Annotated in this window: 18 protein-coding genes; 7 read left to right on the top strand and 11 right to left on the bottom strand. The window is 44.0% G+C overall.

All coding sequences use genetic code 11. From position 1 onward, the window contains the following. Positions 1–110: 110 nt before the first annotated feature. The 10 genes from OCT63_RS17355 to OCT63_RS17400 all read right to left on the bottom strand — a co-directional run bounded on the left by OCT63_RS17355 (position 111) and on the right by OCT63_RS17400 (position 15,648). Complete coding sequence (locus tag OCT63_RS17355) at positions 111–1,424, bottom strand: HlyD family type I secretion periplasmic adaptor subunit (protein ID WP_269984168.1); 1,314 nt, start codon at positions 1,422–1,424, stop codon at positions 111–113. Further along, positions 1,417–3,651 carry an ABC transporter transmembrane domain-containing protein gene (locus OCT63_RS17360; protein ID WP_269984169.1) on the bottom strand — a complete coding sequence of 745 codons (2,235 nt, stop codon included), beginning with the start codon at positions 3,649–3,651 and terminating at the stop codon, positions 1,417–1,419. Before OCT63_RS17360 ends, OCT63_RS17355 begins: the two co-directional genes overlap by 8 nt. After that, positions 3,648–5,294 carry an ABC transporter transmembrane domain-containing protein gene (locus OCT63_RS17365; protein WP_269984170.1) on the bottom strand — a complete coding sequence of 549 codons (1,647 nt, stop codon included), beginning with the start codon at positions 5,292–5,294 and terminating at the stop codon, positions 3,648–3,650. Before OCT63_RS17365 ends, OCT63_RS17360 begins: the two co-directional genes overlap by 4 nt. 312 nt (positions 5,295–5,606) lie before the next feature. Beyond that, complete coding sequence (locus OCT63_RS17370) at positions 5,607–6,719, bottom strand: NADH:flavin oxidoreductase (RefSeq protein WP_269984171.1); 1,113 nt, start codon at positions 6,717–6,719, stop codon at positions 5,607–5,609. 259 nt (positions 6,720–6,978) lie between these two features. Beyond that, on the bottom strand, positions 6,979–7,791 hold the full coding sequence (locus OCT63_RS17375) for a crotonase/enoyl-CoA hydratase family protein (RefSeq protein ID WP_269984172.1): 813 nt from the start codon (positions 7,789–7,791) through the stop codon (positions 6,979–6,981). A gap of 205 nt (positions 7,792–7,996) precedes the next feature. Beyond that, positions 7,997–9,991 carry a Fe(3+)-hydroxamate ABC transporter permease FhuB gene (gene fhuB / locus OCT63_RS17380; protein WP_269984173.1) on the bottom strand — a complete coding sequence of 665 codons (1,995 nt, stop codon included), beginning with the start codon at positions 9,989–9,991 and terminating at the stop codon, positions 7,997–7,999. A 2-nt stretch (positions 9,992–9,993) separates the two neighbouring features. Beyond that, positions 9,994–10,944 carry an iron-siderophore ABC transporter substrate-binding protein gene (locus OCT63_RS17385; RefSeq protein WP_269984174.1) on the bottom strand — a complete coding sequence of 317 codons (951 nt, stop codon included), beginning with the start codon at positions 10,942–10,944 and terminating at the stop codon, positions 9,994–9,996. Positions 10,945–11,035: 91 nt separating this feature from the next. Next, a complete protein-coding gene (locus OCT63_RS17390; RefSeq protein WP_269984175.1) occupies positions 11,036–13,159 on the bottom strand; it encodes a TonB-dependent siderophore receptor in 2,124 nt (707 codons plus the stop codon). Between the two features lie 207 nt (positions 13,160–13,366). Continuing rightward, on the bottom strand, positions 13,367–14,275 hold the full coding sequence (locus tag OCT63_RS17395) for an AraC family transcriptional regulator (RefSeq protein WP_060469587.1): 909 nt from the start codon (positions 14,273–14,275) through the stop codon (positions 13,367–13,369). Positions 14,276–14,454: 179 nt separating this feature from the next. Continuing rightward, positions 14,455–15,648, bottom strand: a complete 1,194-nt coding sequence (locus tag OCT63_RS17400; protein ID WP_269984178.1) for a multidrug effflux MFS transporter — start codon at positions 15,646–15,648, stop codon at positions 14,455–14,457. Positions 15,649–15,915: 267 nt separating this feature from the next. Between OCT63_RS17400 and OCT63_RS17405 the strand changes: the two genes are divergently transcribed. The 4 genes from OCT63_RS17405 (at position 15,916) to OCT63_RS17420 (ending at position 18,891) form a co-directional block, all read left to right on the top strand. Then, positions 15,916–17,007 carry a PQQ-dependent sugar dehydrogenase gene (locus OCT63_RS17405; protein ID WP_060469586.1) on the top strand — a complete coding sequence of 364 codons (1,092 nt, stop codon included), beginning with the start codon at positions 15,916–15,918 and terminating at the stop codon, positions 17,005–17,007. 449 nt (positions 17,008–17,456) lie between these two features. Continuing rightward, positions 17,457–17,666 carry a cold-shock protein gene (locus tag OCT63_RS17410; protein WP_017058122.1) on the top strand — a complete coding sequence of 70 codons (210 nt, stop codon included), beginning with the start codon at positions 17,457–17,459 and terminating at the stop codon, positions 17,664–17,666. A gap of 117 nt (positions 17,667–17,783) precedes the next feature. Continuing rightward, entirely contained in the window at positions 17,784–18,323 is a 540-nt protein-coding gene (locus tag OCT63_RS17415; protein WP_046224907.1) for a YaeQ family protein, read from the top strand. Then, entirely contained in the window at positions 18,316–18,891 is a 576-nt protein-coding gene (locus OCT63_RS17420; RefSeq protein WP_161684556.1) for a hypothetical protein, read from the top strand. The genes OCT63_RS17415 and OCT63_RS17420 overlap by 8 nt, the downstream gene beginning before the upstream one ends. A gap of 168 nt (positions 18,892–19,059) precedes the next feature. Here OCT63_RS17420 and folE read toward each other — a convergent pair whose 3' ends face one another. Beyond that, positions 19,060–19,713, bottom strand: a complete 654-nt coding sequence (gene folE, locus OCT63_RS17425) for a GTP cyclohydrolase I FolE (protein WP_161679500.1) — start codon at positions 19,711–19,713, stop codon at positions 19,060–19,062. 203 nt (positions 19,714–19,916) lie between these two features. Between folE and moeA the strand changes: the two genes are divergently transcribed. From moeA to OCT63_RS17440, 3 genes are all read left to right on the top strand, one after another. After that, complete coding sequence (moeA, locus tag OCT63_RS17430) at positions 19,917–21,152, top strand: molybdopterin molybdotransferase MoeA (protein ID WP_269984176.1); 1,236 nt, start codon at positions 19,917–19,919, stop codon at positions 21,150–21,152. Between the two features lie 12 nt (positions 21,153–21,164). Then, positions 21,165–21,941: a molybdopterin-synthase adenylyltransferase MoeB gene (moeB, locus tag OCT63_RS17435; RefSeq protein WP_161684560.1), complete on the top strand. Its 777-nt coding sequence runs from the start codon at positions 21,165–21,167 to the stop codon at positions 21,939–21,941. Positions 21,942–22,240: 299 nt separating this feature from the next. Then, positions 22,241–22,555 carry a hypothetical protein gene (locus OCT63_RS17440; RefSeq protein ID WP_161679503.1) on the top strand — a complete coding sequence of 105 codons (315 nt, stop codon included), beginning with the start codon at positions 22,241–22,243 and terminating at the stop codon, positions 22,553–22,555. Positions 22,556–22,623 lie beyond the last annotated feature (68 nt).

A 22,623-nucleotide genomic window follows, 5' to 3' on the forward strand; every position in this document is an offset into this window, starting at 1 on the left:
GAATATACAGAACAAAGAAAATGGAAACCAAAAAGGGAGCACATGATGTGCTCCCTTTTTCGGCTTTGCTGTTTTTGTACTCGTTTACTCTCAACGACTCTTCATCACGATTACCTTTCACCAAAGGCGACACTGACATTGGTGTAAATCGGCTTCCAAAGATACTGGAATACTGACTTCTCACCAGTAGTGATGTCTACCTCACCCGTCATACCAGGCAAAATAGAAAAGCTTTCCGGATTATCGCGGAAGTATGGTGTATCAACCGATACCACAACTTCATAATAGATTTCACCACGTTCGCTTTGACTTGTGGTCGGTGAAATACTCTCTACCTCCCCTTTTAGTGCCCCAAAGCGACTGTAATCAAACGCATCAATCTTAATACGAGTCGGCTGCCCCACACTCACAAAACCAATATCTCTTGGCGACAAACGAGCTTTAAAATCAGCTTCCCCTCCGACAGGAACAATTTCTACTACCGTTCCACCCGGCTGAATAACACCACCATTTTGCGTGCTTGGTAGGCTTTGCACCAAACCTTGTAGCGGCGACACCAACATGGTGTTCGTCAATTTAGCTTGGCTTGAACGAACTCTGGCATTAAGTGCTGATAAGTCAGATACGGCTTTCGAGCGATCATCACTGACTTTGGCTTTCGCCTCTGCCAAAAGCTGCTCAATTTTTTGGTCATTACTGTCTGCTTGTCTAATCAATACCGACTTCTTACCACGAGCTTCTTCAATTTTCTGCTCGATACTGGCTAACTTTTGACTCATTTCAAGGACACGCAAACGTGAAATATTGCCCGCTTTGTAGCCCTTTTCTAGAATGTTCAACTCCTGCTTGGTTGCACTCAACTCTCTCTCGTAGCTAGGTAGAGACTTTTCTACACTACGAAGCTGTTCCGCAATTTGTTCGCTCTCTTTCTCAAGTACCACACGCTTTTGAAAATAGAGAGCTTTTTGTGCATTCAACTGCGCTTTTTGTTGGCTAACAATCTCGGGATAATCGACCTCGAACTCCGCAAGATTTGGCTCACGTTGTTCAAGCAGAGCATTCATACGTTCCACACTGGCTAGAAGCGTCACTTGTTGAGATTTCAATTCTTCAAGAGCGGTACGTTGGAAGGTCGCATCAAACTCAACAAGTGGCTGACCTTTCTCGACCAACTGACCTTCTTTGACAAGAATTTGCTTTAACTTACCACCAATCGCGCTTTGCAATATTTGCTTCTCGCCTTCTGGAATTACTGCGCCTTTGGCTTTGGCAATTTCATCAACTTGGGTGACTACAGACCAAGTGGCGAAAGCGATAACACACAAAGCAACTGACCATGTCGCCATCGCTAATGTACGAGCCGTATTCTGTGATTCAACAAGTTCACCGTAGCGCTTGCCCTTCTCGATAGGTTGTTTAGCCATTAGCGACTCCTTGCTTAGACTCTAATTGTTCTTGTTGGGCTGTATTTTGTTGAACAGACGCCTCTTGAGTTGACGGCTGTAGCTCTTGAGATAACCGTTGCTCAAATAACTGCGGTTCTTGGAAAACTTGAGGCTCTGCAGGTTGTTCCTGCTCCGAAGACTGTTCCGGCTCTAATGGACCGGCATAAACCACTGCACCTTCATTTAATACCACGACTTTATCGGCAAGCTTGATTAAATCCGGATCGTGGGACGTGTAAATCACTGTTGCTTTTCCTTTTTTCGAGTGGACAAACTGACCAAATATACGTTTAGCATTTGGGTGAGCATCAGGCACAGGGTTATCCATTAAGAACATTGGGTAGTCATAAACCAGCGCTTTCGCGTCAATGAGGATCTGCGCGACACTACCAGACAACATGTCAAAAAGGCTATCCGGCTGAATACTACTAATAGAGGTATCTAGTCCGCCTGACAACGACTCGAACCAACGCTTTCCTCCCACTATTTCAATCGCAGAAATCATTGTCTGATCTTCGACTTGATGGCCGTCGTTTAACCACTCTCGAATACTCAGTGTGAGCAAATCAGGATAAGCCGCTCTAATAAAACACCAGTGACGATAGAGTTGCGGATCGTATTGAACGAGGTTAACGCCTTCAAGCTCGACCATTCCATTTTGAATAGGCTGTAAGCCAGACAACACTTCAATCAATGTTGATTTGCCACTCCCAGAAGGGCCGGTAATCGCGACAATTTCACCGGCTTCAATATCAAAACTAACACCACTCAAGGCGGGCCGACTCTGCTTAGGATAACGCAGTGTCACTTGGTCTAATTTCAAGTTAGGCGCTACTGTCGGTAAGGGATGATGCTGGTAACTGAACTCACGCTCAGACGCTTGAGACAAAATACGGTTCACTTGCAGCTTGGATTGATTAAAGCTATTAAAACGCATCGCGCTGTTTGCCAACACCTGAGCAGGACCCGTCACTTTAGATATCAACATCATTGAAGCGATCAAACCACCGGGCGTCATCACTTGCTCAAAAATGAGCCCTATTCCCAACCCCATAACCGCGAGTGTAGACCCCACACCAATGAAGTAATAAATCGAAGTGTACCGACTCTGGAGAACCGATTGATTAAAAGTCACTGTAGAAGCAAGAAGATTGGCCTTTTTGAAGCGCTGAATCCAGTGTTCTGAGAATCCGGCACTGCGAATAAAGGCAAGTTTAGATGACAGCTCATTGGTCATGTTTTGACGATTAGTTCCTGCCACCGTTGATTGTATTGAGCGTTTGCTGCTAGAACGTATCGAACGTTTTGCTAGCAAGTAGTAAAGCACCAAAGAGACAATAGGAACCAACACCAACCATCCACCTAAAACACCAATCGCAAGTACAAAGATAAGAATGAATGGCAGATCAAACAGCGCATTTCCTAATGGCCCCGATAGCACACCTGAAATACGCTCAGACAGCATCACTTGGTTTTGTTGACTAGAAGAGGCTGTTTGCTGATTTTGAGCATAACTATTTCTAAGCAGACGCTGAACGAGAGATTGAGATATTTCACGACTTACTCGATTTGCCACCGAAGCAAACACTCGGCTGCGCAATGTTCTTAACCAACCCATCATCAAAAACAACAAGGCCGCGCCAATGGCGATACCTTGCAACTCATGGCCTGCATCACCACCAATCACATGGTCATAAATCGACATCGTGATGAAGGGAACGGCAAGTGCAAACAAGTTGGTGATAAAACTGACCAACAACAATTTTGGAATAATGGGACGAAACGCATCTAACCTTTCACCAACCCAATCAGGAGAAGCCTTCTCTAACGGTGGGCCTTCGATAACGATGCAAAACTGAGGGACATCGGTGATGTCGTCATTGGCGTTAAAAGAAACAAATTGTTTGGATTCTAAGTGACCAGGGACCAGTTCATTTTCACCAAGCACCAGTAAAACCAATTTATGCTCGCCAACTTCATCTAGGTTGGCAACCAAGCGATAGGGCAATGCAAGCCTATCGAACAGAGCAAACATATCGTCGATTGATTCAATCCCATTTTCATCGACCCATTGATGTGCGAACAACTGGATATTCGCATTCACTTCCAACTGTTTAAGAACCGAAAGGCTTTCATTTTCTAAATGGTTCATCACCTCTTGTTGACCATTCGTGCCTGCTCGGTTGCTAGCATCTAAACGATTCATACGATGGCCTCCTGATTGATCTCACTTTGTTCGGTAATAGATCGACTTTCCATTGTAATGATTCGATTAGCTAATTCGCGAAGTTTCGAATGATAGCTCACCATCAATATCGTGCGTCCTGCCGTCACTTCTTCTTCCAACACCTTAGCTAGATTTCCAAGGGCATCTAAATCAAGTGAAGAATCCGGTCTTTCTAACATAATAATGGGGTTGTCACTGGCTAGTTGAGCCGCGATATTGAGCATTTTAACGTTGCCCATACTCAATAATGAAGCACTCGAATGACCAATTAGTGTCTCTAATCCGTCAGGTAATCGAGTAATTTCCTTGGTTAAACCCAAACGCTTAGCATAGTCACTAGCGCTATGCGTTCTCTCAGGATCAAACCCACACAAGTTGTCGAGAATAGTGCCTGACACCAGTTGCCCTTTTACTCCACAGTAAGCTGTAATATTTTTTAAGGATGTAATTGAAACGGACTCCCCGTTAATAAAGCACTCACCCACCTTCAACTCATCAATACCTGCAATCGACGATAATAAATGACTGTTAGTGTGGCGGTCTTCACTCTCTAACAATACCAATTCACCTTTATTCAGTGTGACATCGGCATGAGCGAGTTCACCGTATCTTTCAACGGTCGCTTGCTTGATTTCTAACGTCTCAAAATCAGACACATGGATCTCAGGTTGCTTAAAATCCGAAGACTCAAATAGCGATAAGTCACTCAATTTTTCTATTGCCTGATTGGCGCTGTGTATTGAATTAAGCTTGATTCGAACCCCAACCAGAGCGCTTAAAGGCGCAACCGCTCTGCCTGATAAGATAGAGCATGCTGCCAACCCTCCTGTGGTCAATTGACCATCTAACACCCACAAGCTACCAGTAATCACGAGTAGAACTGAGGTAGCTAATGCCGCAAGCTGAATACATTCTTGGGCGAAGGCATTCTGTTCCTCTTCTCTCGCTTTAGACTGGGAGCGAACATTATTAAGAGATTTAAACTGATTGAAGATTCGAGACTCTACTGCCTGACGTTTGATTCCCTGAATGGTTTGGCTCAGCAAAATCAAGAACGCTTTCCGCTCCTGCTCATCTTGGGAAGCTTCTTCACTTAGGCTTTTAACACGAATAGAAGATAACCAAACAATGCCAAGCGTGATGAGCCAAACTGCCAAAGGTATCACCACTAGCTCGCCGCCGATATATGCCACCAGCCCCAAAAAAATCAATGCAAAAGGCAAATCGATAAAGCCTGCGATCACCCCACCAGAATACCAATCCTTAACTTTGGATACCGATCCTAGCCCCTCTTCTACACCACCTACACCGAGCTTGCGAAGGTGACCTGATGAAGCCGTTGTTACTCTTTCAACCAAGGTTTGGTAAGTCGCTTTCTCGGTGTTACTGGCTGCGGCAGACAAAAGCCAAGTTCGCACAAACCGGATTAGCGCTTCCATAACGACAGCCAACGTCGCACCCGCTAATAACAGAGTGGCAGTCCCATAACTCTGGTTGGGTAAGATACGATCGTAAATTTGCAAAACCGTTAGCGGAACGGCGAGAGAGAGAAGATTTATGAGTAAAGAAGGCAGTAGAACTTTTCCTACTACCCCTTTGTTTTTCATTGAACTTGCGTGCATACACAATCCTTATCCATGCTTATGAAATAAGATTGGTACACCATGTTGGGGATTGCAAGGTAACAAACTGATTTAACGTGTTTTTCAGTATAAATATGACGCAAGTCGTTCTATGTTTACTGGCTTATGCACTTGCACTTCAAAATTTGATGTCGTAATCCGCTATCGCCTACTTTCACTTTGAAAGAGCTAAGTTACATAAATACGATTCCGGGTTTCAAAAGTTATCAAAACGGCCCTTAGCAACTTTCACAGCCTCAAATATAGACTCAGCTATAAACTTAGGCTCACGCTTAGACCTAAGGCCAGCGACTACATGCGAGAAAGCTGCACTTTTCTGTCTTTGTTGACCACGCAGAAGTTACCGCGCTTGGTACGACACTTAGAGCATCGTTCACATTCCACTGGACTTCGGTCACCCTTTTTCCAACGCTTAACTAAATGAGGTTCAGAAAGCAGAGGCCTTGAAAGCGCGAAGTATTCAATACCCGTGTTGTTAGCAATAGCTTCAATGGCATCAAAATCAGTTAAGCCGCCTACCGTAATAACTGGGATCTCGACGTCTTGGCTGATCACGTGGCCATACTCATGGAAGTAACCTTCAGCTTGAATGGTAAAGCCATCGTGCGACTCGCCAATCATAGTGTCGGCTTTACCATGAATGTTGCCAGAAATCACAATGCCATCAACACCCATTTCTTCGAGCTTTTTACACACCAAACGCGTTTCATCGAAGGTCACACCGCCCTCGAAAAACTCAGAAGCGGTCAGCTTAACCAAGATAGGGAAATCCTCACCCACCAGCTTGCGTGTGGCCGTGTAGATCTCAAGCAAGAATCTCATTCGGTTTTCTAGGCTACCGCCGTACTCATCTTCACGCAGGTTATAATAAGGACTTAAGAACTGGTTGATTAAGTAGGTGTGAGCGGCATGAATTTCCACCCCATCAAAGCCTGATGTTTGTGCTCTCAATGACGCTTGAGCAAAGGCATCAACAATGTAGTTGATCTCACCTTTGGTCATCGCTTTACCCAGTGTTTGAGTTCCTTTTTCTGGAACGTCACTTGGTGCAAAGATCACTCGCTCGCCAAGTTCATACGTGGTTTTCGTGCCGCCATAAGCCAATTGCATTACGATTTTAGAATCGTTGTCGTGGACGAGTTGAGTCAGCTTTTTGTATTCATCGATAAACGAGTCGTTATACATGCCCATCATGCCTGCGTTCGGCTTCTCTTCTTCAACGATGTTCGCGTAACCCGTCACGATCAAGCCAACCTCACCTTGAGCCAACTCTTCATAGATAGCGTAAAGTTTATCTGTCATATGGCCATCTTCTGTCGCCATATTTTCCCACGTTGCACTTCTCATGAAGCGGTTTTTCAATGCCATGGTGCCAATGCGGGTTTCTGTAAACAAAGTACTCAAGTCTAATCCTCATTAAAATCGTTTTGCGAGTTACCCATTAAGCATGGGCCACAGATTCAGGCGGATACTACAGAGAATAAGGCAGGGGAAACTTAATCTAGATTAAGAGAGCGACACTTTAGTATAAGAAAAACGTTCATTTCCATAAACAGCTTTGTTCGGTTTGACTAGGTTCATTACCAGTTGTTCAGAAAAGGTTTTTTCTTGTAGATGCCGACTTTAAAAGCACAACTAACGATGACTCCTATACCATTAATTACTATTTAAATTTCCTCGCTACATAAGAACGTGGTTTGTCACGGTTCATTTCACGCTGAGCGGCAATCGCCCTGTTCTTACCTAGACCTACCTTTATCTGATACCAAGTCTCGTAAAATACAGCCATGCCAGGGCTTGACCACCAGGTCTTGTTGTAGAGTTTCTTGTTCGCAGCGACAACATCTGGCGATCGGTTCGCGCATTCCAGTGCCAAGGCATAAGCTTCAGCATAAGGATCTTCGGCTATTTTTGTGACAAGCCCATACTCCTTTGCGGTTTTACTGTCGATCACCTTGGCGGTCATCGCCATTTCTAGGGTGTGATCTTTTCGCATCAGTTCTCGGAAGGCAATCGCACCTCCCATATCAGGAATCAAACCCCACTTAGCTTCCAATATCGAGAAGTTCGCATCAGGGCTAGCAATTCTAAAGTCGCCACCACTGGCTAATTGAAGTCCACCTCCCCAGCAACGACCATGAATCGCAAAAATAACGGGACACGGAATATCTCGCCAACCCTGAGAAAAGCGCTGCGCTGCATTGGGTAATGTGGGAAACCATTTGAACAAAAGCTTCATTGCGCCAGACTTACTGGTCAACAGAGATTTAATATCAAGCCCTGAACAAAAATCGGCCCCATTGCCTTTCACTATCACGGCGCGAATCTCGGTGTTCTTTTTCAGCTGATTCACCATGTTATTCACACCTTGGAACATTGCCATATCAATAGCATTGAGCTTATCGGGTCGATTCAGCACAACCGTGGCAATTTGATTTTCATCGATGGAACAAGTAATACGATCGAGGTTTGGCATGATGGCTACCTTCTAAGTGGTCAGACCTTTAGGTTATACATTTTATTAACATATGCCAAACTTGCACATTAAGAAGCGAGACCTGTGTTGCTTAACACCTCTCCCTTGCACGGCAGCATCAATAAAAAAGCAGTGATGGATTACCCCACTCACGGCTTTTCATTTGTCCCTTTGATTGCCAAAGACTTTCAATTAATCGATGACGCTATCTTCTCCGAGATTTGAGTAACAAGAAGATGAAGTAGCTGCCACCAATAATGGAAACTAACGTACCCGCCGCGAGTTGAGCCGGAAACACCACCACTTGACCTGCCCAATCGGCAAATAACATAAGAGCAGAGCCAATTAAAAACGACAAAATAATTTGTTCTCGAACCAAACGAGCACCCACCATGGCCGCGATATGCGGAGCCAGCAACCCGACAAATGCAACAGGCCCCATGGTGGTGGTTACTACCGAACATAAGATGGCGACGAGACACAACAGAGAAGCATACGCTATTGAGATATTTAGCCCTCGAGCGCTCGCAAACTGACGGCCTGTGGCTATTAACGTCACCCAACGACTCAACAGTACAGCAGCACCAATACAAACGGTGACCACGATAGCCATAATCGTTGCCGACTCGGGTTCAACACGATATGTGGATCCTGCTAACCAAGCCAATAAGGTATACTTCCCTTCTCCCACTCGCGTTAAAGAGAATTGTACCAAAGCCTCTAACACTGCGGTCAGCGAAATACCCGTCAGTATTAGGATAGACGGCGCAAACTGATGTTTCTTACCAAGAAATAGTAATAGACACAGCGCCATCGCACTGCCTAAAAACGCAATCCAAGGGCTCAACGAGTGAATCGAATAACCCATGAATAAACTGCTGAAAATCAAAGCTAAAACAGCGCCCGCGGATACCCCAAGGATGTCTGGACTCGCCAGTGGGTTGTAGACTAACCTTTGCAAGATCACTCCTGCTACAGCCAAACCGCCACCAGCGAATATCGCGGTTAACATTCTAGGCCAGCGAATAGACCACTCAAACGCGTCTGGAATAACAAAGTAGCCCAAATCAGAAGAAGGCTGTGAGAGCAAGCTTAATGCCAGTAACCCAAAGATCATCGTGCCCAATAGAGAGTAAGCCAAAGGTGAAATAGACTTTGGCCCTTCAGGCATCGAGAAAAATAACTGATCTTGAGCAGACATTTGCTTGCGAGCAATAATGATCAAAGCTGGAGCGCCAATCACCGCGGTTGCGGTACCCGTTGGAATCATATCCACAGACCATTGAGCCAAAAAGATAGCTAAACTGTCTGTAGTACAAAGTAGCAAAGCACCTAATAAACAACTTGCGATCAGTTCGGACTTCGCCTTTAAGAAGCTCAAGTGCCTCGCGATATTAGGGGCGATCAAACCGATAAAACTGATCACGCCTACCGAGGTAATCGATACCGACACCAACCAAACGCCGACGGCCATTAATACAAAAAATGTTGCACCAATATTGAGGCCGCGCGCAGCAGCCCCTTCCGTACCGATTGAAAGCAGGGTCAAAACTCGTGGTGCCAACAAAAATATGGCCAAAATCGGCACTAACTTAGGCATTAACCACAACACTTGTTCCCAGCCATTTTGTCCTAAATCACCCGCCCCCCACACAAACAGGTTCTGTGCGTACTGGTCGTTAAGCAGAATAATCGCCGTTGCAAATGCCCCTAGCAACAAGTTAACCGCCATACCCGCCAATACAATTGGCAATCCGCTCATGTTTTTGATGCCAACAATGGAAACAATAAGCCCCATTGCCAACAGTGCCCCAATCAACGCAAACCAGACTGAATATTGCGCCACCAGCATAGGAGCGACGACATTCAATATGACCAGGCCAAGCCAGGCCCCTGACGATGTACCTAACGTTAACGGAGACATCATGCGATTCTGAGTCAACTGTTGAAAAAGGCTTCCTATTGTGCCAAGTGTGCCGCCTACCAAGATAGCCATAACTAACCGAGGCAAGTTGACATAGAACAAGGCCATCAGCTCAAATGAGTCATCAACCATTGCGTTCAACGTAGCGCGATCACTCACCTGTGAGAGTAACAAGATAAGCTCACCAATCGGGCCAAATTCCGACTGTCCTAACCATAAATGAGCAAGGGCAGCGAAAAACAAAGCTGCCCCGACCATTAAACCACTGATTTTCATTACTACTCAGCTAGCTTCAATAGCGATTTCGCCATGGCTTCTGCGTTATATAGGATCGACATCGCGCCACCATAGCTCCAACTTGCTTCTACCGCACTCACTTGATGATTTCGCACAAAAGGCATGCTCTTCCATATTGGCGAACGGTTTAACTTGTCTTGATATGGAAAGGGTTCAAAGTAAAGTGCAACACCACTTTTCACGTTCTTAAGATCGGTCATCCGCTTTTGGTTGATACCCCACTGACTGGCAGGAAGCTCCATCGCGTTGTCAAAACCGAGCTTCTCCAATGCGTATTGTGGAATCGAGTTGTCGCCATAAATGAACACCGAAGTGGTGCTCGCAAAACGGAAAGAAGTGACTTTAGGTTTGTCGCCCGGATACGCTTTATCTAATTCAGCCTTCAGAACTGCAATACGTTCTTCCATCGCTGCGAGTTTACTATTCGCTTGTTCTTGTTTGCCAAGCAAGTGACCAATCTTCTTGAAGTTTTCAATGGCAGCCACGTCATTGCTGTGGTGTTCACTGTATGTTTGGTAATAAAGTACTGGCGCGATTTCAGAAAGACGCGCCTGAAGATCTTTTTGAGGAGAAGCGATAAGAATCACATCTGGGTTGAGCTTCTTGAGCGCAGAAAAGTTGGGTTCAGTTCGAGTCCCTACATCGGTCACACCTTCAGGAATCGCAGGTTGAACAACCCAATCGCTGTAGCCTGCAATATCAGGCACCGCGACTGGCGTAACTCCCAGCTCGATAACTTGCTCTGCGATATCCCAGTTAAGCGCAGCCACTCTAACAGGTTGAGCTTCAAGGGTTTTGACCCCTTCACTGTCTTCGACTTGGAAATCCGCCATCGCGTTAAACGATAAAGCACTCGCTAACATCGTTAGAACGAGTTTTGTATTCAAATTTTTTACTTTAGAAAAATGAGAAGCTATTGGTTTTAAGCTCATATATTTGCCTACTTAATCTAAATTCGATATTTCTACAAACGACAAAAGCAGCCTAGTGAAGGCTGCTTTAAAATTAGGAACGCTAACTTAGTTAGAATTCATAGTTCACGCTTAGCTCTACAGACTGCTCAGCACCAAACCAACAATTGGACTGGTCGTAACACGCATAATATTCTTCATTGAAAATATTGTTCACTGCTAGGTTGGCAGTCGCTCCCAATAAAGTCTCACTTGCTGCACCCAAGTCATAACCAATAGACAAGTCAACCACAGTATACGACGGTACTTTACCTTGAGTATTTGTTGCATCCATTTGCATTTCCGCAACGTAGCGTGCACCAGCACTCAACCGAGAACCGGCTAATATTCCACTGAATACGTTGTAGTTAGCCCACACGTTTGCAGTATGTTCAGGTACGTAGATTGGTGTCGTTCCTTCTAAGCCATTGCTAGAATCTTCTGTAATTTCCATGTCAGCGTAGGTATAAGCTGCCGCAATATCGAAATTTTCCGTTGCGAACCAACGTCCTGATAATTCAGCACCTTGCGATACAACTTCACCCACTTGAATTTTGGGCCCATAAACATTGGTTGGATCTGTCATCAACATGTCTTGCTTCACAATATGGAATAAAGAAACGGTGGCTTCTTTAGACATATCGTCAGACAGGTATTTGACGCCAATTTCAGCTTGCTGAGCATTTTCAGGGTCAAACTCATTACCAGATTTATCAACACCCGGAGCTGGTTCAAAGCTAGTCGCGTAGCTTGCAAATGGCGCGAGTCCATTATCAAACTGATACAAACCACCCAAACGATAAGTAAACTGTTTATGGTCAGACTCATGAGCATAGTAGTCACTTTCCGATTTGTAATGGTCAAATCGTGCACCAGCAATAAGTACTAACGCGTCTAAACGAACTTGATCTTGAACGTAGAAACCAAGTTGGCTCGACGTTGTGTCATCCAGGTACTCGTTCCCCTTAGTAACGTCATTACGATCTAGTAGGTCGTTGTTCGGATTCAATGGGTCAAAACTATTAAAACCGCTTCCACTAGCGCTGTAAGAGGAGTAGTTAACATTACCATCCATATCTTGGTAATCTAAACCAAGTAATAAGTTGTGTTCTACCGAACCAACATCAACGATACCGCTCAACTGGTTATCAATGACAAAACCTTTAAAGCTTTCATCTGTTGAATAAAGAGCTCGAGCTAATTGATTTGGTGTGCTTGGATCGTAACTAAGGTGATATGTGTTCTCTTGATATAGAGATGCATCGGTATAGCGAGCGTTCTGTAAGAATGTCCAATTGTTATTGAAGTCATGGTTAATTTTATAGCCAACCATCAACACTTCACGTTCAAACGTACTCCAATTCTTATCCCCCACAGAAACTGATGGATCACTCGCCTTAAGCACCTCTATAGGCATTGAAGAGTTGATACCCATTGAAGGATCGTCTTGATAATAAAGATTAAAGTTGATTAGTGTTTTTTCATTTACTTGCCAATCAACAGACGGTGCAATTAAGTAGCGCTCTTCTTCAGCGTTATCGACTTGGCTATCTTGCTTACGAGCCAAAGCAATCAGACGATATGAAAAATCACTGTCACCAAACTGACCCGTGGTATCAATAGAAGCTTCTTGCAGATTTCGAGAGCCTGTCGCAACACCAACCTTGGTTGATTGTTCAGTTTGTGGCGCTTTGGCTATCATGTTCACCATCCCACCCGGCGGCATCGCTCCATAAAGCACAGAAGTAGGCCCTTTGAATATTTCGACTTGTTGCATTGCAATCGGATCAATTTGTGGCTGCAAGTTCCAACCATTCAAATGTTGAAGTGAGAGGCCATCGTAATAGTTGACATTATTAGTCTTAAAACCGCGGATTGAGTACGAGTCAAACATAGCGACTGAACCACCACGACTTTCAGTCACAACACCAGGCGCATAACGAAGGGCTTGGTTCAAAGATTGAACACCTCGTTGCTCTAACTGTTCCTCATCAATAACCGTAATGCCCTGCGGCGTTTCTTCTGGCTCAAGTGCCGATTTCGTAGCTGTATTTCGGTAGGCTTTGCCCAGAACAGTGACAGTTTCTATATTAGACTTTGCCGTCGTAACGGTTTCTTCCGCCAACGCTTGTGCAGAGAGCGCCGTCAGCAACGCAACAGCAAGTGATGAATACTTAAAACGGGTGTGAGTGGTCATAATTCCCTCGGATACCAATGCTTAATACAAATAATAATAAATCTCATTTGCATTGTATGTATCTATGAATGGGATAATTAACAATTTGGTGCAAATTTAAAAAGAACTTGATTTAATTTGATTAAAAATCAGCCAATTGACAGCAAAAACCACAATTGGCCTCATTGGGAGGAAGGCTTTACAGGAAGATAATGAGTAAATATATGATTATGGTTTAATAATAGGAACCCAGTATTCCATTTCAGCATCAGCGGCATTTGCTTGGTAGCCAAGTGGGTACACTTCGAGTTCATAGCCGTCCACACCACGATATCCTGAACTTGGAAGCCAATTCAGCACAAGCCAGCTTAAAGTATGCCGCAAATTCTCAATAGGCCCACAATGTTTAACAACTGCGTAGGTTTGCTTCGGGATAGTCAATATCTCTAATTTATCAGAGATAATACTCGGTAATTGAGGGATTGAAATTCCATCAAGTAACTCAACCCCAGCCCAATAATGAATATTCGTGCCATCAAAACAAGATTGAGTAAGATCTACGACCCCAACAAATTGAAGTGCGCTATCGTGAGGAAGGGTAACTTCATATTCCAAGCGCGACCAAAGCCGAGGGACTTTTTGGGCAAAATCTTGCGTCAATGAAAACAAACCGCTGATTTCAGAGGTTATCCCTTTAACGAGGAAAGGCTCTCTTTCATCAATTCGCACTTCCACAAAGCTTAACGCCCTTTTTTCTGAAGTACTTTCTATTTTAGACACTTGTATCGGTTTTCTTAGTCCTACTCTTTTGCCCGCTTTTCTATACTGGCTTGGGCTAGACCCAAACATTTGCTTAAACGAGCGGCTAAAGCTTATTTCTGAATTGAATCCGAGCCCCAGTGCAATATCGATAACGCGCTCTTTTCCATCAAGCAGGAGTTCTGCAGCTTGGCTTAGCTTTAGCTCTCTCACATAGTTAGCCACTGTCAGCCCAGTTTCAGCTTGAAACACTCTTTGCAGTTGCCAGCGAGACCAGCAGCTTTGTTTCGCAATATCTTCAAGCGATAACGCTGAGCTAAGGTTTGAATGGATATAAGCCAAAACGCGACTAATACGATCAAATGCTGGAGTGTTCATATTCAAGGTTTCATATTCTCTATAGTTGGCAACGACATATTACCATCTATTTTTAGAGACCAGTACATGGTACCTGCTTTTATTAAACGGCTTTATTGGTCTAGAGACAGGGCTGACATGTTTCAGCTTTCAAGCATTGAAATCGTAATAATTTAATGGCTTTTTTGAACTTTCAATCACTAGCTTAGCTGAGCCTCTTTTGCTTCTTGGCAACTGAAACCACGCAAAATATTCAACAGAGAAATCAGTGTGAACACTATGATCACAAGCGATAGGTGCCACGCTTCACCCAACCCTAACTGAACCAACCCCATACTCACCATTGAAGATACCACCATCTGCCCACCACCTGACATCGCAGCCGCCGCGCCGGCATTCTTGTGATATGGCGACATCACCAATGCCTGAGCACAAGGCAACGCGATACCATTACCTAAGATCATCAGAAACTGACCTAGCATTAAATATAAAGGCTCTAATGGACAAAAGAATAGCCACAACGCAGCACAAACATGCAGCACAGGTGTACAAAGCAACGTTTTCTTATTGCCGAGTATTGGACGAATACGATTACAAAGGGTCGTTCCCCCGAGCATCCCCAACGCAGGAATCACCGCCCACATGGCGTATTGATCTGACGTCATACCAATCTGGTTTTGCATAATAAATGGCATCACCGACACTGTGGTAATCATCAAACTAAAGTTAAGCCAACCGATACTCGCAAAACTCATGAAATAACGAGAAGTTAATAAAGTCTTGTATTGATAAAGCATTTTCTTTGGAGAAAGAATAGCCGAAACCTGAGTGATGGTTTCCTTAAACTTAAGTGCCAATACCACCCAAGCCAATGAAACATAACCAAGTAACGAGATGAACACCATACTCCAGCCGAAGTGAAAGTTAATAAATCCGCCGATAACAGGGGCAATCAAAGGTGTAATGGAGGCTACCATCGCGATATAAGACATCGCCAATGGCAAATCAGCTCCGCTGAATCGGTCTCGAGTCGATGCCCGAGCAAGCACCGCACAACAGCCAGTACCTAGACCTTGTAGAAAGCGCCCCATCACCATACCGGAAAATGAATGACTGAAGAACATGATCATCAGTAAGCCGAGCAAGGCAATCAGCAAACCGCTCAACAGCACTTTTTTGCGTCCCAAAGCGTCTGAAATAGGACCATAAATAAACTGAGAAGGGCCAAAGCCTAACAAGTACACACTCACCAGAAGCTGAGCTTGTTCTAAAGAGACATCGAAGTCCTTGGCGATCCAAGGTAACGAAGGAAAAACCAAACCCATGCTAAGTTGGCCGATACTGATGACCAAACACGCGAGTAAGATAGATTTAGAATCGAATCGGCGACTCATGATGTAAAGAGCGTGAACGAAGGGATTGCTTGGATATTGACCTGACAACATAAAACCCGAGAAAATAGCGAAGATGTTGCGGGGGTAGTATTCATTGTGCTCCGAGTTGATCGAATAGAGAATGGCAGGATAAACATACGCCAGCTTGTTTACTCATACAATACTCGTTGAACTAAATTCCTGAATAGTCACTTTTCACCTAACCGAGCTTTCCTCCGGTCAACCACAAGCTAAACTATTATCATGTTAAACAATCAAGAGGCTCCCATGAATAATCCTCACCGTATCCTTTCTTTTGCTTTGGCACTCACCATATCGGGTCCAATGGCATCAACTTCAGCGTTTGCATGGCAGGCAGAGAAGATCACAGACGGGCTCGATATTCCATGGGGTCTGACTTATGTGAACGATGGCTCGATGCTGGTCACAGAAAAAACAGGTGTCATTAAGCACGTTGATTTGAAAACAGGCGAGCAAAACACACTTTTCAGACTGCCAAATGTGTGGAGTAAAGGCCAAGGTGGCGCGTTGGATATCGCTTTCTCCCCCTTTGAAAAAAATAAGATCTATGTCACTTACAGTAAAGACATCGAGGGCCAAGGCACGACAACGCTCGCCTCCGCTCATTACAAAAACGGCGAGATTTCCAATTGGACCGACGTGTTTGTGTCCAAATCCAGAACCGACACAGGGCGCCACTTTGGCAGTCGCATAACCTTTGATGATAGCCACCTGTACTTTTCGATAGGCGATCGCGGTGACCGAGATAACGGCCAAAACACCTTAACTCATGCGGGAGCAATATTACGGTTGAATGCTGATGGAAGCACACCAAGTGATAACCCTTTCAAGGATAACAACAAGGTTTTAAATGAGATTTGGAGTTATGGTCATCGTAACCCTCAAGGCCTGTTTTACGACTTCCCGACTCAAAGACTCTGGTCGATCGAACACGGCCCTCGCGGTGGTGATGAGATAAACCTAATAAAAGCAGGTGCTAATTACGGGTGGCCTGTCACATCACACGGCAAAGAATATTGGGGGCCTATCAGTGTGGGGGATTCAAAAACCAAAGATGGTATTGAGTCTCCAACAAAAGTTTATATTCCTTCAATAGCTCCAAGTAGTTTGGTCGTATACCAAGGTGAAAAGTATCCTGAATTAAAAGACAAACTATTGGCGGGAGCACTTAAACTCACCCACATCAATATTGTGACGGTTAACGAACAAGGTGAAGCAATAAAAGAACAACGTATTCTAGAAGACTTAGGTGAGAGGATAAGAGATATCGAGACTTCACCAAACGGCGATATATTCTTCAGCACTGACAATGGCAACCTTTATCGTCTAACAAAGTAGCCTGACTCTCTTTAAAATTGAGATGCAACACTTACAACGAAATTTATAAATAAAAGCCGTTAAAACTGAGCTCAAACTCCAATTAGCGGCTGACTAACTGCAAAATAAAATGTGCCAAAACAGTGCAATCACTCCAAATTGGTCATCAATTTCGACCGTCTTTTTCACAAAAACTACAACAAATCACCATATAACTGTAACTCTATGATATCCAAGGAATGCAAAGTTTGACTACCTCCAAGTTTCTGCAACCTTTCACTATGGATTCGATTGACTATCCCCGGATTTGATTTAGACTCCACTTCAGCTAGAAAGAAAGTTCTTTGTATATAAACATTTCGTTGGATTACTAGTAACCCCGTTGTGTTGTACACAATAGCAATAAACTTTTCCATGCTATCAGTGCCGCAATTGGCTCACTATAAAAAATTTAATTTTAGGATATCATCATGTCTAACACAGTTACTGGTACAGTAAAATGGTTCAACGAAACTAAAGGCTTCGGTTTCATTCAACAAGAAAACGGTCCAGACGTATTCGCACATTTTTCTGCAATTACTGGCGACGGTTTCAAAACTCTTGCTGAAGGCCAAAAAGTTGAGTTCACAGTATCTCAAGGTCAAAAAGGCCCACAAGCTGACAGCATCAAAGTACTTTAATTTAGTATTTTAAAGCTTTCTAAGAATAGCCAGCCTCTGCTGGCTATTTTTTTGCCCACAATTCGGAAATTTAAGGTAATATTCTCCTCCATTACTTCTACCTTAGACACCTTCTCAATGGCTCTTAAACCGACAATCTATAAGTTTCGACTCTCTCTAACTGATATGAATCGCGACTATTATGACTCTTTTAATTTAACGATTGCACAGCACCCTTCAGAAACAGAACAGCGAATGATGGCTCGTATCATCGCTTTCTGTATCAATGCTTCACCGGAGCTTCAGTTCACCAAAGGTTTGTCGACTATTGAAGAACCGGATTTATGGCAGAAATCGTTAGATGACCAGATCCTAGAATGGATTGATGTGGGTGAACCTGACCCAGAACGCGTTAAGAAAGCGACTCGCTTATCTAAGTCAGTACGTGTATTTAGCTTCAACACTAAGTCGAATGTTTGGTGGGAGCAGAACAAAGGCAAATTCGGTTATCTGAAAGCTCAAATTGTTCGTCTAGACAACGATGGTATAGAGCAATTAACAGCTATGACACAGCGTACAATGGATCTTTCCGTAATGCTGTCGGGTAATTCGGCGTTCGTAAATAGCGACACGCAATCTGCAGAAGTGACGTGGGAAGAGCTACAAAGTCATGACTGATCTTCGAACTAATACGGAGCCGCAAACCAAACTTCACCTATGTTTAAAAGAAGCAGGTTTAGACTCAATAAAAGCGATCACGACAGGCTATGAGAAAGAGCTGCAGTCATTCATCGAAGAAAACCACTCTCTTTTCAAACACGCATGTAAGAACAAGTCCGATAACTCTGCACGTCAGACTTTGCTCGGCTTACTAACGAAAGTACATATCGATGTAAGCTATCGCTTTGAGAGTCATAAAGAAGCCAGTGAAGCGATGCAAAACGTATTCGATAATACCGTAGGCAGTGAACATAGCGGCAAATTTCAAAACGCTAACGCTCAACAGTTAAAATTAGTTACTCATTTGTGGTTGTTCATTCAAGGACGACTAGGAATGGACTACAGCCTAGCCAATGATCATGCGGCGGCTACGTCAACATTGCTATCTCGCGTATCCAGAAACACGGACGATGAGGTTCGAGTAGAGTTTATGAGTAGTTTCTATGATGGCCTCAATATTTACCAAACCGAGAATAAACCATCAGGTTTTATTCATCGCTTAAAGCGTTTGTTTAACCTCTCTTAAACGCTTACCTATTTTCTCTATACGCTCTATATTTCCTTTAGAGCGTATCTACACCAAAGATAACCATTCATTAGACTTACCTTAGTTAAAACTAACCAATACACCTTTGTACAAATACTAAAAAGCCCCACCGATAGGTGAGGCCTTAAAATCTTTTTAAACGACGTATTAACGCAGGCCATGTAAGAATTCGTGGCGCGTTGCTGGGTTTGATCTAAAAATACCACCCAGTGCAGTTGTTGTCGTTTCGCTGGTTGCATCCATCACACCACGAGACTTCACACAGTAGTGAACCGCATCCATAGTGACAGCTACATCATCAGTTTCTAATAGCGTTTGCAGTGCAACAAGAACCTGCTGCGTCATGCGCTCTTGAACTTGGGGGCGTTGTGCAAAAAACCGGACGATTCGATTGATTTTTGAAAGGCCAATGATTTTACCTTGAGGGATGTAAGCCACCGCCGTCTTGCCATCAATAGTAACCAAGTGGTGCTCACAAGTACTGGTCACAGTAATGTCCTTCACCCGTACCATTTCACGAACACCCATCTTATTTTCAATGACGGTAATCTTAGGAAAATTGGCGTAATCCAAACCAGAGAAAATTTCATCCACATACATCTTAGCAATACGCTGTGGCGTTTCTTCTAGACTATCGTCCGTAAGATCAAGTTCAAGGAGAGTTAGAATCTCACGCATATGGTGTTCGATTCGTTCCTTTTTCTCTTCTCGGCTAACCTGGTTAGGACTCATTGGTGTCTCTAACCCACGGCTTGCTAGCGCATCTTTAACTAACTTCGCTGATTCGCTAAGACCTGACATTGAACTTCCTCTTTCTATTACCCCGTCTGGATGGCAAACAAGGATACTCGTAATTTTGAATAAATACACCCATATTTTAAGGGAGGTCATTATTTACGGGGCTTAAACTATGCTAAGGTGGCTGCAATTTCGTTGGCGAGTTTTCATAAACTCAATAGACCCAACCATCAAGTCAAAATAATAACGATTAAAGGATTTCAATTATGGGCTGTTGCGACGCTCCGGGCTTAATGCCAATTGAAGAAGCACTAGATAAGCTGCTGTCACCAATCAAACCAATCCAAATGACTCTGTCTCTTCCTCTTGCTGAAGCACTAGGTTATGTACTTGCTGAAGATATACTATCCCCTATTTTCGTACCTCCTTTTGATAATTCAGCAATGGATGGTTACGCGCTGCGTATTGCCGATTTAGAACACAACAAAACTCTACCTTTAGCGGGAAAATCGTTTGCCGGCCAACCGTTTGAAGGCGAATGGCCAAGCAACACCTGTATTCGCATTATGACAGGCGCAAAAATCCCTGAAGGTTGTGATGCCGTCATCATGCAAGAAAATACCGTCGAGACAGACGCTGGAGTTGAGATCCTTCAAGACGACATCAAACTAAATAACAATATTCGCCCGACGGGTGACGACATCAAACGAGGCGACATCGTTCTTAGCCGCGGTGAACGCTTAACGCCCCGTGACATTCCAATGATTGCTTCATTGGGTGTAAGCCACGTGACTGTGTTACATAAACCTAAAGTCGCTTTCTTCTCTACTGGCGATGAGCTAAAGCCATTAGGGCAACCGCTTGAAGATGGTCAGATTTACGACAGCAACCGCTACGGTATTAAACCGCTCATCGAAGCGTTTGGTTGTGAAGCCATCGATCTCGGCATCATCCCTGATTGCCCTAAAACACTGAAAGAAACGTTTGAGAAAGCTCAGGAGTTGGCAGACGTTGTCGTGACTTCTGGTGGCGTAAGTGTGGGGGAAGCGGATTACACCAAAGATATCCTAGAAGAGCTTGGTCAAATCGGCTTTTGGAAATTGGCAATCAAGCCGGGGAAACCATTCGCATTCGGTGAACTGGATAACGCATGGTTCTGCGGCCTACCGGGTAATCCTGTCTCGGCAATGATGACTATGTACGTGTTAGTACAACCTATGCTCGCGAAACTTGCAGGTCATACTGCGTGGGCAGGTCCGAAATCTATTCCTGCTATCACGAAATCGGCATTCAAAAAAGGCCCTGGCCGCACAGATTACCAGCGTGGTATTTACTCAATCGACAACGGTCAATTTGTGGTAGAGACAACAGGCAACCAAAGCTCTGGCGCTTTCCGCTCTATGAGCTTAGCAAACTGTTTTGTGGTGCTTGAACGAGAACGTGGCCGTGTAGAAGTAGGCGAAACGGTTCAGATTCAACTGTTTAACTCGACGCTTTACTAACGAGGCTTATTGATGGAAATACTGTCTGATGCAGAGATGCTTCGCTACAACCGCCAAATTATTCTCAAACAGTTTGATTTTGAAGGCCAAGAAGCGCTGAAACAGAGCTCAATCCTAGTATTAGGCGCAGGAGGCTTAGGTTGTGCGTCCTCTCAATACCTTGCGACTGCAGGTATTGGTAAGCTAACTCTTATCGACGATGATGTTGTTGAACTTTCTAACTTACAACGACAAGTACTTCATACCGATGCCGACATTGGTAGGAAAAAGGTCGATTCAGCCGCAGAATCACTGCAGGTATTGAACCCTCACCTAACGGTTGAGACCGTTGATCATCGACTGAATGACGAAGCGCTTGCGAAGTTAATTGAAGCGCACTCCTTAGTTCTTGATGCCTGTGACAACGTTGAAACACGCAACCAACTTAACCGCTTATGCTACGCCTCAAAAACGCCATTAGTATCCGGCGCTGCGATTCGCATGGAAGGTCAGATTAGCGTGTTCACTTATCAAGATGAAAACGCACCGTGCTACCAGTGTTTAAGCGCCCTATTTGGCAATGCAGCGCTAAGCTGTGTCGAAGCCGGTGTAATGGCTCCCATTCTCGGAATGGTTGGTGCTGCACAAGCTTTAGAGGCCATCAAAGTTATTGCTCAATTTGGACAACCTAAACAAGGCAAGCTATTGATTCTCGATGCTATGTCACACAGTTGGAGAGAAATGAATTTAATGAAGATGCCTAATTGCTCAGTGTGTGAAAAAGCCGACAAACCTTCATCCATCATCTAAATGCGTAGGTTTTAATTGCTAGGTTTTCATTGCTAAGTATTGATCACAAGGCCTTGACCCCATCATAGTCAGGGCTTTTTTACACGCCCAATGCAGCTTTCTATACAGCACGAGCCAACGGGACACTAAAACCGGGCTACTAATTCATAACTGGTTCTGTATAAATTTAAAGTAAGTCGAAATATTCACTTTGTGTGTTATTCAAATAAGAGGCCGAATGTTTTTTTCTGCTTGGCTTCATTCACTTTACCAGTAATCTCACTTACTCTTTTAAAGATAACCTTCAAAGACTTACTCTCATGAAACAGTTAAAAACAGGGCTATTTATCTTAATGTGTGGTGCGGGCTTATTATTGACTCTCGCCTATTTCCCTCTGACTTCAGAGACAGGACAGCGCATTCAAGCAAAAGTGATTTCGAACACCCTTACTCAATCGCTAGATGGGCACAGACGTTACCTCACCGTTCAGACAGAAGATAATCAAGTATTCCGTGTTTCCATTGCACCGACTACAGACTGCCCTATTGATTCTGTGGTCGCACTTGATACATTAAACAATCAAATAACCGGACAAAGCAGTTATCAATTCATCCACTGTCGAACTGCACATTAATCGATATAGCGACACTTATCGATATCACTACAGTAATCGATATAACTTCACAAATAGCTATAACAACA

It is taken from the genome of Vibrio sp. RW (assembly GCF_027587105.1).
Taxonomy (GTDB): Bacteria; Pseudomonadota; Gammaproteobacteria; order Enterobacterales; family Vibrionaceae; genus Vibrio; species Vibrio toranzoniae.

Coding starts and splice junctions, on each gene's coding strand:
- OCT63_RS17355 (WP_269984168.1), bottom strand. CDS start 1,424: ATGGCTAAACAACCTATCGAGAAGGGCAAGCGCTACGGTGAACTTGTT.
- OCT63_RS17360 (WP_269984169.1), bottom strand. CDS start 3,651: ATGAATCGTTTAGATGCTAGCAACCGAGCAGGCACGAATGGTCAACAA.
- OCT63_RS17365 (WP_269984170.1), bottom strand. CDS start 5,294: ATGCACGCAAGTTCAATGAAAAACAAAGGGGTAGTAGGAAAAGTTCTA.
- OCT63_RS17375 (WP_269984172.1), bottom strand. CDS start 7,791: ATGCCAAACCTCGATCGTATTACTTGTTCCATCGATGAAAATCAAATT.
- fhuB (WP_269984173.1), bottom strand. CDS start 9,991: ATGAAAATCAGTGGTTTAATGGTCGGGGCAGCTTTGTTTTTCGCTGCC.
- OCT63_RS17385 (WP_269984174.1), bottom strand. CDS start 10,944: ATGAGCTTAAAACCAATAGCTTCTCATTTTTCTAAAGTAAAAAATTTG.
- OCT63_RS17390 (WP_269984175.1), bottom strand. CDS start 13,159: ATGACCACTCACACCCGTTTTAAGTATTCATCACTTGCTGTTGCGTTG.
- OCT63_RS17395 (WP_060469587.1), bottom strand. CDS start 14,275: ATGAACACTCCAGCATTTGATCGTATTAGTCGCGTTTTGGCTTATATC.
- OCT63_RS17400 (WP_269984178.1), bottom strand. CDS start 15,648: ATGAGTCGCCGATTCGATTCTAAATCTATCTTACTCGCGTGTTTGGTC.
- OCT63_RS17405 (WP_060469586.1), top strand. CDS start 15,916: ATGAATAATCCTCACCGTATCCTTTCTTTTGCTTTGGCACTCACCATA.
- OCT63_RS17410 (WP_017058122.1), top strand. CDS start 17,457: ATGTCTAACACAGTTACTGGTACAGTAAAATGGTTCAACGAAACTAAA.
- OCT63_RS17415 (WP_046224907.1), top strand. CDS start 17,784: ATGGCTCTTAAACCGACAATCTATAAGTTTCGACTCTCTCTAACTGAT.
- OCT63_RS17420 (WP_161684556.1), top strand. CDS start 18,316: ATGACTGATCTTCGAACTAATACGGAGCCGCAAACCAAACTTCACCTA.
- folE (WP_161679500.1), bottom strand. CDS start 19,713: ATGTCAGGTCTTAGCGAATCAGCGAAGTTAGTTAAAGATGCGCTAGCA.
- moeA (WP_269984176.1), top strand. CDS start 19,917: ATGGGCTGTTGCGACGCTCCGGGCTTAATGCCAATTGAAGAAGCACTA.
- moeB (WP_161684560.1), top strand. CDS start 21,165: ATGGAAATACTGTCTGATGCAGAGATGCTTCGCTACAACCGCCAAATT.
- OCT63_RS17440 (WP_161679503.1), top strand. CDS start 22,241: ATGAAACAGTTAAAAACAGGGCTATTTATCTTAATGTGTGGTGCGGGC.